The 15731-nt window shown below is 62.7% G+C and carries 10 protein-coding genes; 3 read left to right on the top strand and 7 right to left on the bottom strand.

All coding sequences use genetic code 11. From position 1 onward, the window contains the following. Positions 1-40: 40 nt before the first annotated feature. Together dsdC and CBW66_RS25130 are read right to left on the bottom strand one after the other, a co-directional pair. A complete protein-coding gene (dsdC, locus tag CBW66_RS25135; RefSeq protein ID WP_086140091.1) occupies positions 41-976 on the bottom strand; it encodes a DNA-binding transcriptional regulator DsdC in 936 nt (311 codons plus the stop codon). Next, entirely contained in the window at positions 976-2307 is a 1332-nt protein-coding gene (locus CBW66_RS25130) for a D-serine ammonia-lyase (RefSeq protein ID WP_086140090.1), read from the bottom strand. The genes dsdC and CBW66_RS25130 overlap by 1 nt, the downstream gene beginning before the upstream one ends. A gap of 252 nt (positions 2308-2559) precedes the next feature. Here CBW66_RS25130 and CBW66_RS25125 point away from each other — a divergent pair, with 252 nt between their 5' ends. After that, a complete protein-coding gene (locus tag CBW66_RS25125) occupies positions 2560-2787 on the top strand; it encodes a hypothetical protein (protein ID WP_086140089.1) in 228 nt (75 codons plus the stop codon). 40 nt (positions 2788-2827) lie between these two features. Here the strand turns inward: CBW66_RS25125 and CBW66_RS28760 are convergent, their stop codons facing one another. The 4 genes from CBW66_RS28760 to CBW66_RS25110 all read right to left on the bottom strand — a co-directional run bounded on the left by CBW66_RS28760 (position 2828) and on the right by CBW66_RS25110 (position 8049). Beyond that, positions 2828-3049 (bottom strand): hypothetical protein, encoded by a 222-nt coding sequence (locus CBW66_RS28760; protein WP_139841751.1) that lies wholly within the window; start codon positions 3047-3049, stop codon positions 2828-2830. A gap of 228 nt (positions 3050-3277) precedes the next feature. After that, positions 3278-5356, bottom strand: coding sequence for a TonB-dependent receptor (locus CBW66_RS25120; protein ID WP_086140088.1), 2079 nt, complete (start codon positions 5354-5356; stop codon positions 3278-3280). Positions 5357-5450: 94 nt separating this feature from the next. Beyond that, positions 5451-5849, bottom strand: a complete 399-nt coding sequence (locus CBW66_RS25115; protein ID WP_086140087.1) for a DUF2946 domain-containing protein — start codon at positions 5847-5849, stop codon at positions 5451-5453. 55 nt (positions 5850-5904) lie between these two features. Beyond that, a complete protein-coding gene (locus CBW66_RS25110; protein ID WP_086140086.1) occupies positions 5905-8049 on the bottom strand; it encodes a TonB-dependent siderophore receptor in 2145 nt (714 codons plus the stop codon). 244 nt (positions 8050-8293) lie between these two features. Between CBW66_RS25110 and CBW66_RS25105 the strand changes: the two genes are divergently transcribed. Continuing rightward, a complete protein-coding gene (locus tag CBW66_RS25105) occupies positions 8294-11776 on the top strand; it encodes a DUF748 domain-containing protein (protein WP_230492354.1) in 3483 nt (1160 codons plus the stop codon). A 21-nt stretch (positions 11777-11797) separates the two neighbouring features. Next, positions 11798-12889, top strand: a complete 1092-nt coding sequence (locus CBW66_RS25100) for a hypothetical protein (protein WP_086140084.1) — start codon at positions 11798-11800, stop codon at positions 12887-12889. An 88-nt stretch (positions 12890-12977) separates the two neighbouring features. Here the strand turns inward: CBW66_RS25100 and CBW66_RS25095 are convergent, their stop codons facing one another. Beyond that, positions 12978-15428: a membrane-bound PQQ-dependent dehydrogenase, glucose/quinate/shikimate family gene (locus CBW66_RS25095; RefSeq protein WP_086140083.1), complete on the bottom strand. Its 2451-nt coding sequence runs from the start codon at positions 15426-15428 to the stop codon at positions 12978-12980. Positions 15429-15731: the final 303 nt, after the last annotated feature.

Genomic DNA, 15731 nt, shown 5'->3' with positions numbered 1-15731 from the left:
ACTGCTTTCTGGCGCGTTGCTGGGCAAGGCGCGCAGTGTATCAAATTGCCTGCCCCACCAGCCAGTCGAACACGGCCTGCACCCTCGCCGGCGGCGTGGCGCGCGCGCCGTGCACGAGGTAATACGCCTGCGGACTGGGCAAGTTGAAACCGCCGAACGGCAAGACCAGCTGGCCGCTGGCCAGCCACGGCTGCACCAGCTGGCGCCGGCCCATGGCCACGCCCGCGTGGTGGATGGCCGCCTGCGCGCACAGGTCGGCGCGGTCGAAACGCAGGCTGCGCGCGGACGGGCTCACGCCAGGCGACTGCCCGTCCAGCCACAGCCGCCACTCGGCGTCGGGCGCGCAGGCGGGCCAGGCCAGCGTATCGTGCAGCAGCGTCGCGCTGGACAGCTGTCGCGGCGCGTCAAACAAGCCGTGTTCGCGCGCATATTCCGGACTGCACACGGGCGCCAGCCATTCGTCCATCAGCTTGCGCGCGGCCAGGCCGGGAAAGTGGCCGTCGCCATAGTGCAAGGCCAGGTCGACCTGGCCGGCGCGAAAGTCCACGCTATCATTACCCACGCGCAAGTCGATCGACACGTCCGGATACAGCGCAGCGAACCCTGCCAGGCGCGGCACCAGCCAGCACTGGGCGATGGACGGGCGCGCGTGGATGGTGATGCTGCCCGCCAGCGCATCGCCGCCGGCCAGCGCCGCCTGCAAGCCATCCCAGCCGATTTGCAGGGCGGCAAAGATACGCTCGCCGTCGGCCGTCAGTCTGACTTGCCGCGTCAGGCGCTGGAACAGCCGCAAGCCCAGGCTGCTTTCCAGCCGCGCGATGCGGTGGCTGACGGCGCTGGGCGTGAGCGCCAGTTCCTGCGCGGCCAGCGCGAAGCTGGCATGGCGCGCCGCCACGAGAAACGTGTGCAGGTTGGCGAACTGGCTGGCCGTCAGCGTGGCACCAAGCGTGGCCCTGCCCGGCGCGCCGGGCGGCATCAAGCGGCTCCGGCCGCCAGCAGCGCCCTGCCCCGCGCCACATAGGCCGCCATTTCTTGCTCCGGCACCATGCTGCCGCCCGTGCCCCATACGAGGTGCGTGGCCTTGTCCAGGTGCTGCTGGTACTGCGGCGCGGCCAGCACGGCAGGAATGCCCGCGAAACCGGCCACGGCGGACGGTTCCAGGCGCAAGCCTTGCGTTTGCTCCAGTGTCGCCAGCAAGCGGTACAGTTCTTCATCGGCGACGGTGGCGTAGCCGTCGATCAGCCGCTGCATGGCGCGCCCGACGAAGCCGGACGGGCGTCCCACGGCCAGGCCATCGGCGGCCGTGAGGTTGTCGATGCCGATCTCCTGCACGCTGATTCCCTCGTGCAAGCCCGTGTGCACGCCCAGCAACATGCACGGCGAGTGGGTCGGCTCGACGAAGACGCAGTGGACAAAATCGCCAAAGGCCAGCTTCAAGCCGAAGGCCACGCCACCGGGACCGCCGCCCACGCCGCACGGCAGGTAGACGAACAGCGGGTGCGCCTCGTCCACCGCGATGCCGCTTGCATCGAACTGGGCTTTCAGGCGCTGTCCCGCCACCGCGTAGCCGAGGAACAGATCGTGCGAATTTTCATCGTCGACGAAATGGCAGCTGGGGTCGTTCTCGGCCTGCTTGCGCCCCGCTTCCACGGCCACGCTGTAGTCGGTCGCGTACTCGACGACGGTGACGCCGTGGCTGCGCAATTTATCCTTTTTCCACTGGCGCGCGTCAAGCGACATGTGCACGGTGGCGCGAAAGCCCAGGCGCGCGCTCATGATGCCGATCGACAAGCCGAGGTTGCCCGTGGAACCGACGGCGATCGCATACTGGCCAAAGAAGGCGCGCACGGCGTCGCTGGCCAGCAGGCTGTAATCGTCGCCCTCCTTCAGCAAGCCCGCGTCCAGCGCCAGCATTTCCGCGTGTTTCAATACTTCATAGATGCCGCCGCGCGCCTTGATCGAGCCGGAAATGGGCAAATGGCTGTCCTGCTTGAGCCACAGCTGACCGCTCGTCATGTCTAAGGCCAGACCCAGCGCCGCCTGCATGGCCGGCAGCGGCATGACGGGCGACTCGATAATGCCGCCAGTGGCCTGCGTTTGCGGAAACGCCTTGGACAGATATGGCGCAAAGCGCGCCAGGCGCGCGCTGGCATCGGCCACGTCGTCCATCGTCAAGCCCACGTCCTTCAAGCCTTCTGCCGCCGGCGCGATGCGGGGATTGAACCAGCTCAAGGGCTGCAAGGCCATCAGTTCTGTAATCAGGGGAAATTTTTCGCGCAGCGCGGCGATGGCGGGAGTGGGCAGCATGGCAAGCTCGTGTAGGAACAAGCCATGATTAGAGCGCATCCGGGCGCCGCTGGCAAACGATGGTTGATCAAGCAATGCATGACAGGATGTCATCTGTCCCGCATTCATCCCCAGGCACTGACCTTGGCCCATAGCTAAATTTGATTCCTGAAGGCACTATCGATTAAAGAAAAATTTCCACAAAGTCACAAAAATAAGTTATCTTAAAGGCAAACAAAAGGAGACATTTTTCTCTTTTCTACCGAGGCAAAAATGCGCTCCAAGAATGACAAGGTTACTGCGACGAATATGGATATTCTCGACTGCGCAAGGCAGGACGATTTGACGGCCCAAAAGGTCGAGGTCGGCATTATTTTCCAGGAAATGCTCGATACCGCCACGGCCGCCGCCTACCTGGCCAAGAACAAGGTGCCGATCGCCACCGCGCTGCGCGTGCTGACAGGGTCGCGGCGCAAAAAGAGCGGAGGCGGAAATGGATGACGCTGCGGCCGATGATCTGGGGATGGCCAGCTTGAACGGCTCAGGGCTTCATGGAAGGAGGCGCCACTTCATACCAAATCCGTATCCCTCGCTCAACCTTGGCTAACGCCGTCCAGCCTCGCGTTTCCGTGATGGTTTCGATGTTGACCGGACGGACGCCGGTTGTTAGCAGCCATTCATTGGCCAATACCAGAGAGCGGTCCATGCCATCGGAAAGAGGACTGCCCGCGGTGGTCGAACGAAAATCTTTAAATGCGATCATGGAAACCTTTTATTCAGTCAGCTTCATTTGAGCAGATAAAGCCTTCACCCTCCGCTATCGCACCCCTGTGCGCCAAATGCCTGAAGCAGACGCCAGAGAGCATAACAAATTACCAGCGAGAAACATGCGCACATTGTCACGACCACATGGCGTAGCCCGATGCGGCGATGCCAGTTGTGCGCCTTCCTCCCCCATCGGCGGCAGGAAGGTGCACGCTGATTACAGCCTTTAGAACTTCAGTTGCAGCCCCAGATCGATCGACCGTCCCTCGGCCGGCAAGGCTTGCAGCGCCCCGCCGTTCGTTTTCAGTCCCGACAGATACACGCCGCCGAGCGGGTCCGCATACGCGCGGTTGAACAGGTTGCTGACACCGGCCCTCAGGCTGGCGGTCTTGTTCAGCGCCACGCTGCTGCGCAGGTTGACGAGGGCATAGCCGCCCGTTTCCGGTTCAAAGCGGCGCGCATCGACCTTGTCCTTGCGGGCCACGATCTTCGTTTCGATACGGCTGTTCCAGGCGCCCAGCTTGTGCTCGACGGCCAGCACGGCGGTGAACGGCATCATGCGATACAGGTCGCCACCGTCGCTGCGCTTGCCGCGCGTCCAGGCGGCGTTACCTGTCGCCATGAAGCTGCCCCAGCGCGCGCTGCGCACCAAAGGCAGTTGCCAGGCGACATTGGTGCCATACAGCTTGGCATCGTGGTTGGCAAAGCGCAGCAAGTTGCCGTTCGCGCCCATTTTCATGTACGGGTGGAAAGGTGCCAGCACGTCGACGTCGATGTAATTGTCGACCTTGCTGTAGTAGGGGTTGATGCGCAGGAACCAGCCCTCCTCGCCGCCGCCATGCCAGTCGGCCGTCAATGCCACCGTATAAGCGGTTTCAGGCTTGAGGTCGATATCACCCACATAGCCGTTGCCGTCGCCAAACCAGTTGGTCATGGTCATGGCCATCGAGCCGCGGCCCCACGAGTAGCGCTCATACAGGTTGGGCGAGCGCACCTTGCGCGCCAGCGCGAATGCATAGCTGCTAGACGCATCAGGCGTGAATGTCGCTTGCGCGGAGGCATCGATATTCGTGTCGCGCTGGCTGCGGCTGCGCGCATTGAAGGCCCTGGCGGCCATCACGTCGGGCATGTTCATCATATTGGTGCCATATGATTGCACGTCGCCCGTGTCCATGCGCACGGATTCGCCACGCACGCCCAGCACGCTCGTCCAGCGCGCATCGTGGCGCGTTTCCAGTTCGCCGAACAGCACGGTGCGGTCGCGCTTGCCGTCGTTGATGTTCAGGTAAGTGCGCGGCCCCATCATCATGGAACCGGGCACGGCCGGCCAGTAATCGTCGAGGCGGAAGCCGTGCCATTCCTGGCCCAGGCGCAACTCGCCTGTCCCTGTCGGCAGGCTGGCCATCAGCGCATAACCCGTGTTGCGCCCGTGCGTGAGCATCGGCATCGTGCCCTTGCGCTCGGGCGAAAAAAAGCCCATCTCGTGGTCCGTCTGCTGCCAGTAGGCGCGCGCGTCCAGCACGCCCCAGCCGAACTCGCCCAGGTAAGCGAGGTTGGCGAACTGGCCGTGATTGTCCGTCATGTCCATGTACTGGTTGGGAAAGCCCTGGTACGGAATGTGCTGCACGCCGGCGCGCAAGGTCAGTTGCTGACCATCGCGTTTCGCCGCCAGCACGATGGACTGGTTGATGCTTTCAAACATGCTGGCCAGCACGGTATTGCCGTGACCGTCTTCATAGCTGTGGCCGCGCGTATAGGCGCCGCTGTAGCCGATGCTGAGCACGTCGCTGGCGGCCGACGCATTCACGCTGGTCGCCACGCTGTTGTTGGCGCTGCGGCCCGACACGGCAAAACTGCCTTGCGTGAGCAGCGGCGCGCCGGGCTGGGCGAACACGGGCGCGTTCGACTGCACCTCGATGGTGCCGGCGATGCTGTCGCCGCCGGCGCTGACCGGTGTCACGCCCGCGATCAGGCGGATGCGCTGAACTTGCTGCGGATCGATGTAGGACAGCGGCGCATTCATGTGATTGGCGCAGGCGGCCGTCAATTCCATGCCGTCGATGCGAATCTTGATGCGGTCATCCGCAAAGCCATTCACCACTGGCAAGCCGGACACGCCGCCGCCGGCCGCCACGCTGTAGCCCGGCGTGCTGGAGAGCATCAGCGCCGTGTCGGCGGCGGGACGGTAGCCGTCGCCTATGGCCGTGACGATGACTTTCATTTCGGGCAAAACCTCTTCAGGGCGCGTTTGCGCCACGGCGGGCATGGCGATGGCGAGGGAAATCAATAAGGAAAAATGTTTCATGGTGCTGCTTTCAGATTCTGTATGGGTAAAACGAACAGGCGCAAGCGCACGGCATTGTGCGGCGCGGCGCAAGGCAGTTCAGGGAAAGGACAGATCAGAAAGCGGCGGGCGGCCCGCGCGGCTGGACGGGCGTCCAGGCGAACAAGGGCGTGGCGGACTGGTAGAACAGCGCGGGCAGCAAGCCCGTGAGGAGCTCGCCAGAAGCGGGCACGAGGGTTGTGGGCGGCATTGACAAGGTGTCGGCATGCATGCTGCAGCACGGGCAGTCGGCCATGCGCATGCCCGATTTTTCAGGCGCGGAGGGTTCCTGCGCATCGTAGCGGGCGGGCATGGCTTGCATGCCGCCCGCCACCGAGCAAATTTCCAGGCTGGGCACGGCCATGCCGCTGGCGACCGTCAGCGCGCGCGATACCGTAGGGGCGAGCGTGGCCAGGAAGATGGCGATACACGCGATCCACAGGACGATGCCGGCCTTGCCTTTGCTGATGAACATGGCAACATTGTATCAGCGCAAGGCCCCTGCGCACAGGGCGCAAGTCAAACCTTGCTTACAAATCCACCTTCATCGACAACTTGAAGGCGCGCGGCGCACCCGATGCCAGCCGCGTGCCCGCGCCGGCCCAGTAGCGCTTGTCGGCAAGGTTTTCCACGTTCAACTGCCACACGACGGCCTTGTCCATCACGCGGCTCGCGTAGCGGGCGCCTGCGCTGAACAGGCTCACGCCGCCGAGGAAGGCCTGGTTCAGGTCGTTCACGGGACGGGCGCTGTAATAATACGCGCCGCCGTTGACGGACAGGCCCGGCACCGCGTCGAAGGCGTAAGCGAAGAAGGCGCTGGCCGTGCGTTTCGACGCGTTTTCCGGCGCCTTGCCGTTGTAATCGGCGTTGATGTGGGCGAACTTGGGGTCGAGGAACTGGGCCGACGTCTGCCACGACAACTGGCGCGTCAGCTTGCCCTGCGTCGAGATTTCCAGGCCACGGTAGCGCTGTTCGCCGTCCGAGGTGAACACATTGCCGGCATTCGTATAGTAGCCAGGGCGCGTGATGTCGAACAGCGCGGCGGAGACCAGGGTGCCGGCCGGCGTCAACCAGCGCGCGCCCAGTTCCTTTTGTTTGCTGACGCCCGGCGCCATCTTGACGCCCTGATTGACCGTGCCTGTCGGGCCCGTTTCGCCCTCTTCCAGCCCCCGCGCCGTCGATGCGTAAAACGACAGTTCGGGCCTGGCCTTGTAAATCAATGAGGCCATCGGCGTCGTCTTGCTGACGTCGTAATGGCTGGCGCCCTGGTCGCTTTGATAACTGCTGCGGCGCACACCGATGACGCTTTGCCATTGCGGGCTGAAGACCATGCGGTCGAGCGCATACAAGCCCGTGTCGCGCGTGTCGAGCCCGGCCGTCGTGGGCGCCGTCGGTTTGGGACCGAAGACGACATTCGTCACGGGTACGGGCTGGTACAGGTTTTGCGACGCGATCGTGTAGTTGCTCTGGTAAATCGGATCTTGCGACTTGTCCGTGCGCGAGGCGCCCAGGGTCAGTTCATGCGCGATGAAACCTGTGTTGAAATTGCCGGCCAGTTCAGCGCGCAGCAAGTCCGACGCCGTCACGCTGTGCTGGATATTGCCCGTGATGCGGCCGGCGCCCGTGGCCAGCGCGGCCGCATTGTTCAGGCGGAAAATCGCCAGGCGGCGGTCGCGTGCCGTTTCCGAGTGGCCCGCTTCCACCGTCAGGGCCCAGCCATCGGCGATGGCGTAGTCGGCGCGCAATTGCGCGTTTTTCGTCTGCGCCTCGAAAGCCGACCAGTCGGGGCCGATCAGCTGGCGCGGATCGACGGCGCGCGGCAAGCTGATCACGCCTTTCACGGCGGCCGGCAAGGCCACGCCCGCCTGCTCCCTCACCCTGCGGCGCTCGTATTCCAGGTCCGCCTTCAACAGCAGTTTATTTGTCACGCGCCAGTCCAGCGCCGCGGAAATAAAACGCCGGTTGCCATTGCCGACGTGCTCCAGGTAGGAACCCAGGGTGCCGCCAGCGGCGTTGATGCGCACGCCGAATTCCTGCTGCGCGCCAAGGCGGCGGCCCACTTCGGCGGTCGCCACGGCGCTGCCCCGGTCGTCGAGGCTTAGGCCCATGCTGGTGACGGGCTGGCTGCCAGCCCGCTTGGTGACGAAGTTGACGACGCCGGCCGGCGACGTAAAACCGTAGTACAGGGCCGACGCGCCCTTCAGCACTTCCACCCTCTCCTTGTTTTCCATGGGCACTTGCGAGAAGTTCATGATGGGCATGGAACCGTTGAGGCGGTAATTCGTGCGGTTTTCCACGGCGATGCCGCGTATGACCAATTGATCCCAGGTTTCGCCGCCGTTTTGCTGGCGCGTCACGCCGGCCGTATTGCGCACGGCATCGTACAGGCCGGACACGGCTTGCTGCTCCAGCAATTCGCGCGTAATCACGTTGACGGTCGACGGCACGTCCATGATATTAGCGCCGCGAAAGCTGCCCGCCTCTGTCGTGACGGGCACCAAGCCTTGCGCACGCGTGCCCGTCACTTGAACGGCTTGCATGACTTTCTCGTCGCCAGCCGTCAGATCGTCCTGGCCGCCGGCCACATTGACCGCCAAGGCGGCATGGGAAGCAAAGGCCAGCGACAGGGCTGCGGCGACGGGAAGCAAGCGGGTGCGGGGGGAGACGACAGGCATGACATCGTGCTTTCAATAAAAAATATGTGCGAATGGAAACTTACGGTTAGCGCGCATGATACCGATAATGAGAATCATTATCAAGTAAGAGTGAGTTTGTGTGAGTTTTATAGGGGAAACAAGGCCACTCTGGCGCCTGTTATCACTTGAACACGTTTGGATTTTGCAGACGAGCTCGCAAAGAGGCATACTGACAGTCACGGCGTGCAGGATGTGCAGCCCAACAAGATCAAAAGGTAAGTTCGTGAACACAATCGACAACAAAAGCGTGCAGACGAAAACATTTCGCTGGAAACGCTGGCAGCGCTGGGCCGTCGGCACCGGCTGCGCCCTGGCCGCCTACAGCGCGGCCGGCTTCTGGCTGGTGCCCTACGTCATCAAAAACCAGCTCCCTAAATTTGCGGAAAAAGAACTGGCGCGCCAGGCCAGCATAGGCGACGTGCGCTTCAACCCGTTTACCTTGCGCCTGGAAGCGGACCAGATCGCTTTCAGGGAAGCGCCCGGCGCGGAGGGCAAGAGCGGCGCGCCGCTGCTGTCCGTCGGCGCGCTGGCCGTGCAGCTGGAATGGAAATCCATCGTGCGCCGCGCCTGGAGCCTGGCGGAAATCCGCATCACGGCGCCACAAGCCCAGCTGACGATCACGCCGGATGGCAAGTTCAACCTGGCCGAAGTGCTGGCCACTTGGCAACGCAAGCACCCGGAAAAAAGCGACGGCGGCATGCCGCGCCTCGTCATCACCCATTTTGCGCTGGAACAAGGCAAAGTGGACTGGCAAGACCAGAAGGCCGGCTATGCGGACAACTTCACGCCGATCGACTTTACGCTCGACAATATCTCCACCCTGCCCGACGCCAACGGCAGCTACAGTCTCAGCGCTGACGCGACGCGCGGCGGCAAGCTGCATTGGCGCGGCACCGCCTCGCTCAGCCCGATTCGCGGCGAAGGCGAACTGATACTGAACGACGCTTCCCTGCCCGGCCTGGCGGCCTACCTGAAAGCCTACACGCGCGCCAGCGTCACGAGCGGCACGCTGTCGGCGCGCCTGCCCTACGCTTTTTCCTATGCCGACGGCAAGCTGGAAGCGACCGTCAAGGGCGCGGGCCTGGCCTTGCGCGACCTGGCGCTGGCGCAAGGCAATGTAAAGGACAAAGGCGAGCCATTTACCTCACTGAGTACCCTGGGCATCGCCGGCGTGAACGTGGACCTGGCGCGGCAGAACGTCACGATCGACAAGGTCAATCTGTACGGCGGCAAGGTGGCCGTGCGGCGCGACAGCAAGGGCGAAATCGACGTGGCGAACCTGATGTTGCCGGGCAATCCCACACCAGCCGCCGCCACGCCCGCCGCGCCATCGAAACCTGGCAAATGGAAGTTGGACTTGCATCAGTTGGCGCTGGCCAATGTGGACGTATCCGCCATCGATGACACCGTCACGCCCGCCCTGCAATTGAGCGCCCGGCAACTGCGGCTGAACTTGCAACTGGCCTTGCAGCAGGGGCCGGCGGGCATGGCCACCGTCATCAACGGCGCGGATTTCAGTCTGGCCGACCTGGCCATGCAACGCGGTGCGCAAACGCCGTTCAAGCTGGCCCAACTGGGCTTTAGCGAAGGCAAGATCGACTTGGCCGCGCATAGCGTGCACCTGGGCGCCGTGATGGCCAGCGGCGCGCAGATCGATCTGGCGCGCAACCGCCAGGGAGAGTTTGCAATTGCACAAAAACTGCCCGTGTTTGCCTCCAGCAAGGCCGACGCAGGCAAAGAAACCCCTTCGGCTCCCTGGTCCGCCAAGGTAGACAAGGTAGAACTGAGCAAGTTCGGCGCCCGTTTCGACGATGCGGGCACGGGCATCAAGGGCACGCTGCAGGATGCTAGATTGTCGCTGCGCGACGTCAGCAACGATATGAAGCAGGCGCTGCCGTTCGAGCTGGGCGTCGGCCTGCGCGAAGGCGGCGTGCTCACGGCCGACGGCAAGTTCGTGCCGGGCACGGGCGCCGTCGATGCGCAGTTGAATCTCAAACAGCTGGCCCTGGCCCCCGTGCAGCCGCTGCTGGCGCAACATCTGAAACTGAAGCTGGCGGGCGGCACGCTCTCCGGCAGCGGCCGCCTGACGACGGGCGGCGGCGCGCCGAAAGCGCCCAAAGTGCGCTATGAGGGCGGTGTGGATATCGCCGGTCTCGTGCTTAATGAAACGGATGGCAAGCGCTTTGCCTCGTGGAAAAGCGTCCGCGCCGACAAGCTGACGGCCAGCGTGGAGCCCGATTTCGTCGACATCCCCGAACTGCGCGTAGTCGAACCGAACGCCCAGCTGATCATCGAAAACGACCGCAGCCTCAATGCCCAGCGCCTGCTGGTGAAGGCGCCTGAGCCGGCCACGGCCCCGTCCCCGACTCCTGCTGCCGCCACTGCGCAGGCGGCCGACGCCGCCTTCCCCGTGCGCGTGCGCCGCGTGCGCCTGCAGAATGCCAAGCTGGACTTTGCCGACCTGAGCCTGCGGCCCCAATTCGCGGCGAAAATCTATGAATTGAACGGCGTCGTCACGGGCCTGTCGACGAAACGCGATGCGCGCAGCCAGATCGAACTCGATGGCCGCATCGACGAATTCGGCCTGGCGCGCGTGCGCGGACAATTAAACCCGTTCGCCCCGACCGACAACACGGACTTGAACGTGGTTTTCAAGAACGTCGACATGGTGTCCGCCTCGCCGTACACGATGAAGTTCGCCGGCTACAAAGTGGCCGAAGGCAAGATTTCGCTGGATTTGCAATACAAGGTGCGCAACCGCCAGCTCGACGGCACCAACCAGATCGTGCTCGACAAGCTGACCCTGGGCGAGCGCATCGACAGCCCGGACGCCCTGAAGCTGCCTTTGGAACTGGCGCTGGCCATCCTCAAGGATAGCGATGGGCGCATCGACCTGGGCCTGCCCGTGTCGGGTGACATGAACGACCCGCAATTCAGCTATGGCGCCCTGATCTGGAAAGCCGTGGGCAATGTGCTGACGAAGATCGTCACGGCACCGTTCCGCGCGCTGGGCAATTTGCTGGGCATCAGCGCCGACAAGCTCGAAGCCATCGATTTCGATGCGGGCAGCGCCGTGCTGCTGCCGCCCGAGCGGGAAAAGCTCAAGCAGGTGGCGCAAATCCTGGCCAAGCGCGAACAGCTGAAGCTGGCCGTGCCGGGCCAGTACAGCGACACGGACGGGGCCGCCTTGCGCGCCCAGGCCGTGCGCCGCGCCGTCGCCGCCAAGGCCGGCATCAAGCTCGAAGCGGGTGAAGAACCGGGACCGCTGAACCTGGGCGAACGCAAGATACGGGGCGCCCTGCGCGAGCTGTACGGCGAACGCTTCGGCAAGGCCGAGCTGGACAAGCAGAAGAAGGCGGCGGAATCGGCCGCACCGGCATCGGCAGCGGCGGCATCCGCCAGCGCCTCCGCCCCGGGAACGGCCAAGATCCCCGTCTTGCAACGCCTGGGCAAGCTGATCGAGGGCGAGCCGCAAGTGGCCGACACGGGCGCGTTCTATACCGGCTTGCGCGAGCAGCTGGAAGCCAAACAGCCTTTGCCGGCAGACGCCTTGAGCAAGCTGGGCGCCCAGCGCAGCGCGGCGATTCTGGCCGCTTTGCAGCAAGACGGCACGCCGGCGGCCAGGGTCAGCGCGGGCGCGCCGGAAAAAACGGACGCCGCGCCGGGCAAGCTGGTGGGACTGAAACTGGGATTGGCGACGCAATAAGATATGGAAACCATCTGACGCATGAAAAATCTCGACAAGGTAGCACCCTACGCATCGTCCGTCGCGCAAGGCGACTGGGGCACAGTGACAACGTTGCTTGCTGAAACAGCAATATCAGCCAAAGACAGCATCTCCTTTGCTGAAAAGACGCTGCTGGCTAATTACGTCTACGAAAAGAATGGCACATATAAGCTGATATATACGACTGTGGCGATGGATGGCAGTAGCGAAAGCTACGTCGAGGATGACGGCATCTTGCCGACACTGTTCCTGAGTCCGGATCAGAAAAATTATGTCTCCGTCATCCCTTATCATCCCGATAAAGAACTGGAAATCAGCATTCCCGTCTTTCATCGTGAAGATGTGGAACTACCAAAGGGTAACCGTCCATTTACAGGAAACTTCATTGGAACGACGGACTCGCATTCGATATTTCACGACGTGGACTTTAACGATAAGAAACCGGACAAAATCCTGGCCATCGAGTTTATCAATGGGACGCTGAAGAAGAAACACAATGTCAAGATTCCATTACCCGCAAATAACCGCATTGCCATTTGCAGCAAGGCGATTCATTTGCTGGCGAATGACGGCAGCATCCTGCTGCACCGGGAGATCGATGAAAAAGGCGATGTCGTTCGCTATCGGGAAATCGATGCGAACGATATCCATGTGTGGCAGATATTAAGCGCCTGTTTCGACAGCGATTCTTATCTGCTGGCGCAGGAACAAGATAAAATCATCGTCAAAAAAATAGGTGCGGATGGGGCAAGCGACATCATCGAATTGGCGGACTTTGCCGATCCATTGTTCAATACATGGCAGCCAGTTAACATCGCTGACGGCACTGTTGTCACGCGTTTCAATACCGAGTTTGGAAACGGCTGGCTGACGACGAAAAATGATGAGTTGTTGGAAATATTCTATAGCAAAGGTGTGCAAGGCTACAGGAATTTGCTGACAAACGAGGTGTTGCAGATACCCCATGACAACTTGATCATTTCCAGCATCAACAAGACCATGGAGCATGCTTATGCGGTCGTGCTCTACCCGATGGCGGACGATACAGCGGACAATGCCGAACTCATCGTCTTGAATCGCCACTTGCCATAGCGTCGCGCACCTCAGTGGTAGCGCATCGGCGGCATGGCCAGACCATGCCGCCGATGCGCTTCACTTACCTCTCGTCTTACCTCTCTTCTTACTTCCCTTTCCCCGCCTCCTTCACCGCCTCATCCGGCAAGGCAAACGCCACCAGGCTGTCGCCCATCTTCGTGCCCAGCGAACCGTGGCCACCGGCCATCACCACCACATATTGCTTGCCCGTCTTGTCCGACACATAGCTCATCGGCGTGGCCTGGCCGCCGGCCGGCAGGCGGGCTTTCCATACGGTTTTGCCGTTGCGCACGTCGTAGCCACGAATATAGTAATCGAGCGTGCTGCTGAGGAAGGCGACGCCGCCGCCCGTCGTGCTCATGCCGCCCAGGCTCGGCACGCCCAGCGGCAAGGCGATGGGCACGGGGGCGCTGTCGCGCGTGGTGCCGTTCTTGTGCATCCATACTTTTTTCATGGTGCGCAAGTCGACGGCGGCGATATAGCCCCACGGCGGCGCCTGGCATGGGAAGCCCAGCGGCGACAGGAAGGGTTTGATTTCCACGGCAAACGGTACGCCCGTCTGCGGCTGCAAGCCCATTTCCGTGCCCGTGCCGCCCGGCGCATTGGCTTGCGCGCGCGGCACCAGGCGCTCCAGGAAGCCCATGTAATCGGGATTGACCAGCAGCAACTGACGCACGGGATCGACGGCCGCCCCGCCCCACTCGAAGATGCCCAGCGGGCCCGGCGAAATAATGGCGCCCTTGATCTTGCCCTCGGCCACCGTTTGCGGCGTGAACGGGCCTTCGTAACGGTGTTGGCGGAAGATGATGCGGCAGGCGAGCTGGTCGAATGGCGTCGTGCCCCACATATCCGTTTCGCTGATATGTTTTTCAGGCAGGAAAGTCAGGGCCGAGAACGGCTGCGTGGGCGACAGCTTGTCGCCAGGGGCGGCGTTGGCGGTCGGCACGGGCTTTTCCGGCGCCGGCACCACCAGGCTGCCGTCACGCCGGTCGATCACGTAGATGTCGCCCCGTTTCGTCGTCGCGACGACCGATGGAACTTTACCTTTCGGCGTATCGATATCGACCAGGGTGGGCTGGCCGCCGATATCCATGTCCCAGATGTCGTGGTGCACGGTCTGGTAGACCCAGCGCACCTTGCCCGTCGCCAGGTCCAGCGCGACGATGGCGCTATTGTATTTCTCGCCATTCGGATTGCGCTTGCCGCCCCACGTGTCGGGCGTTTCATTGCCCATCGGAATGTACACCATGCCCAGCTTTTCATCGACGCTGGACACGCCCCAGGAATTGGGCGAGTTGTTCGTATAGGTCTTGCCATCGGCAATCGGCGCCGTGTCGTCCGGGTTCGAGGCATCCCAGTTCCACATCAGCTTGCCGCTGACGGGATCGTAGCCGCGGATCACGCCCGACGGCTCTTCCGTGGAAAAATTGTCGGTCACGCTGGCGGCCATCACCACCACGTTTTGCGCCACGGCCGGCGGCGACGTCGGCATCAAAAAGCCCCGCTTCTTCATGCCCATGCCGTGGTACAGGCCGATCACGCCGTTTTCACCAAAGCTTTTGCAGGCTGCGCCCGTATCGGCATTGACGGCGATCAGGGTCGCATCCATGGTGGGCGCGAAGATGCGGCGCGGGCACTCCATGCCGGCCGCCTCGGGCGCAGGGTCGCCCTTGGCGCGGCCCGCATTGACGTCCCAGTAGGCCACGCCGCGGCAGATCATGTGCTGGTAGCTCGACGCGTCGCGGTTAATCTTCGGATCGTGGCGCCAGATCTCCTTGCCCGTGTCCGGATCGAGCGCGATGACGATGTTATGCGGCGTGCACAGATACAGCATGCCGTTCACTTTCAGCGGCGTGACTTCGTTGGCGATCTCGCCCGGATCGTTCGGTCCCTTGAAGTCGCCCGTGTTGTACACCCAGGCCTGTTTCAGCTGCCCGGCGTTGGCCGGCGTGATCTGCGCGGCCGGCGCGTAGCGGTCGCCATAGCCGGAGCGCCCGTAGGCGGCCCAGTCGTTGGGCGCCACGCCAGGCGCGAAGTCGCCTTGCGGCGTCGCGGCCATGTTCTCGGCCGGCACTTCGCCGTGCAGGTTGTGGTAATCCTGGAACAGGGAAAATATGCCCACGGCGGCCGTCAGCACCACGGCGGCGGCCAGCGCGCTCTTGCCCGCATCGCGCGGTTTTGTCCCGGCCGTCAATGGTGGATCGAGGCGCCGGTCGACGAACGGCAGCAGCAGCCAGGCGGCGGCGGCGAACCAGATGTCGAGGCGCGGCAGCAATTGCCACCAGTCGAACTTCACTTCGATGACGGACCAGATCAGGGTGGCGAACAGCAGCAGGGCCAGGAAAAGCTGGGCGCTGCGCCGCCCCTTCCACACGAGCGCGCCCGCGGCGAGCATGCCGACGCCGGCCACCACGTAATACCAGGAACCGCCAAGGCTGACGAGCCAGGCGCCGCCGCCAACGAGCGCCAGGCCCAGCAAGAGGAAGATGACTGCGGTGATGACAAGCAAGGGTCCAGGCCGGGCAGAGGCAGTCATGATGCTCCTTTACAAGAGTCAGTCGGCGGCACGCGCCTGCGCACCGTATTTGATGGCAATCAAGCAAAACCCATTTTTTCACTAATCAGCAAAGCGTGCCACACGCGAGAACGCGCGCCGCGCGCCGTGTGGCTTTTTATACACGAGCTGACCGTTGAGCCAGTCACAACAGTGCGATTTTGATGAAAATCATTGAATAAAATAAATAAACAACAAATTTCTCGAATAAAACGAATTTTTATCGTAGAATGAAAAAAACAGCGAAACCAAGCACTTTTTCTTGCAATTCACTTCATTGGAGCG

Origin of the sequence: Janthinobacterium sp. GW456P (assembly GCF_002127655.1) — a bacterium.
GTDB lineage: Bacteria > Pseudomonadota > Gammaproteobacteria > Burkholderiales > Burkholderiaceae_D > Janthinobacterium.
Note: the sequence above shows the minus strand (reverse complement) of the source record. Positions and strands in the feature narration are given on the sequence as shown.

What these genes read in the sequence shown, in the direction of transcription:
- CBW66_RS25115 (WP_086140087.1), bottom strand. Translation starts at nt 5,849, where the DNA reads ATGTTCATCAGCAAAGGCAAGGCCGGCATCGTCCTGTGGATCGCGTGT.
- CBW66_RS25130 (WP_086140090.1), bottom strand. Translation starts at nt 2,307, where the DNA reads ATGCTGCCCACTCCCGCCATCGCCGCGCTGCGCGAAAAATTTCCCCTG.
- CBW66_RS25100 (WP_086140084.1), top strand. Translation starts at nt 11,798, where the DNA reads ATGAAAAATCTCGACAAGGTAGCACCCTACGCATCGTCCGTCGCGCAA.
- CBW66_RS25095 (WP_086140083.1), bottom strand. Translation starts at nt 15,428, where the DNA reads ATGACTGCCTCTGCCCGGCCTGGACCCTTGCTTGTCATCACCGCAGTC.
- CBW66_RS25120 (WP_086140088.1), bottom strand. Translation starts at nt 5,356, where the DNA reads ATGAAACATTTTTCCTTATTGATTTCCCTCGCCATCGCCATGCCCGCC.
- CBW66_RS25110 (WP_086140086.1), bottom strand. Translation starts at nt 8,049, where the DNA reads ATGCCTGTCGTCTCCCCCCGCACCCGCTTGCTTCCCGTCGCCGCAGCC.
- CBW66_RS28760 (WP_139841751.1), bottom strand. Translation starts at nt 3,049, where the DNA reads ATGATCGCATTTAAAGATTTTCGTTCGACCACCGCGGGCAGTCCTCTT.
- CBW66_RS25125 (WP_086140089.1), top strand. Translation starts at nt 2,560, where the DNA reads ATGCGCTCCAAGAATGACAAGGTTACTGCGACGAATATGGATATTCTC.
- dsdC (WP_086140091.1), bottom strand. Translation starts at nt 976, where the DNA reads ATGCCGCCCGGCGCGCCGGGCAGGGCCACGCTTGGTGCCACGCTGACG.